Source organism: Anaeromassilibacillus sp. An250 (assembly GCF_002159845.1).
Lineage (GTDB): Bacteria > Bacillota > Clostridia > Oscillospirales > Acutalibacteraceae > Anaeromassilibacillus > Anaeromassilibacillus stercoravium.
Genome location: NZ_NFJK01000067.1, coordinates 1 through 820, shown reverse-complemented (window position 1 = coordinate 820; position 820 = coordinate 1). Strand labels below are relative to the sequence as shown.

Genomic DNA, 820 nt, shown 5'->3' with positions numbered 1-820 from the left:
GAGAAGTTTTGCGCCGAGCATTTCCCCGGCCACCAAGCCCTTGTATGCACCCACCCGGACGGGCATAACCACAGCGGAAACATTCATGTGCATATCGTCATTAACAGCCTGCGGATAGAGGAAGTGCCGTTCCTGCCCTACATGGACAGGCCAGCCGACACGAAAGCCGGTTGCAAGCACCGCTGTACTGACGCGGCCTTGCGCTACTTCAAGTCCGAAGTCATGGAGATGTGCCACCGGGAGGGGCTTTACCAAATCGACCTCTTGAACGGCAGCAAGAACCGCGTCACAGACCGGGAGTATTGGGCGCAGAAAAAGGGACAGGCCGCGCTGGACAAGCAGAACGCCCCCATGATTGCAGGCGGTATCACGCCCCGGCAGACCAAGTTTGAAACGAACAAGGAGAAGCTGCGGCAGACCATACGGGAAGCCCTTGCCACCGCCACCGGCTTTGACGAGTTTTCTTCTCTGCTGCTGCGGGAGGGTGTGACCGTTAAGGAGAGCCGGGGGCGGCTATCCTATCTCACGCCGGACAGGACAAAGCCCATTACCGCCCGCAAGCTGGGCGACGATTTTGACCGCGCCGCTGTCCTTGCCGTTTTGGAGCGGAACGCCGCCAGAGCCGCAGAAAAGGCCGCGGCTATACCCGAATATCCCCGGCATGGGAAAACCGACATACAGCCCACAAAAGCCCCTCAAACCGCTCCGAATGTACAGCGGCTTGTGGACATTGAGCAGAAGAAAGCCGAGGGCAAAGGCCGGGGCTATGAACGCTGGGCGACCATGCACAACCTCAAACAAATGGCCGCGACGCTGAATG

1 pseudogene is annotated in these 820 nt (G+C 59.3%); it reads left to right on the top strand.

The window, feature by feature from the left end:
- A pseudogene (locus tag B5F54_RS17170) lies at nt 1-820 on the top strand (relaxase/mobilization nuclease domain-containing protein); the annotation flags it as partial.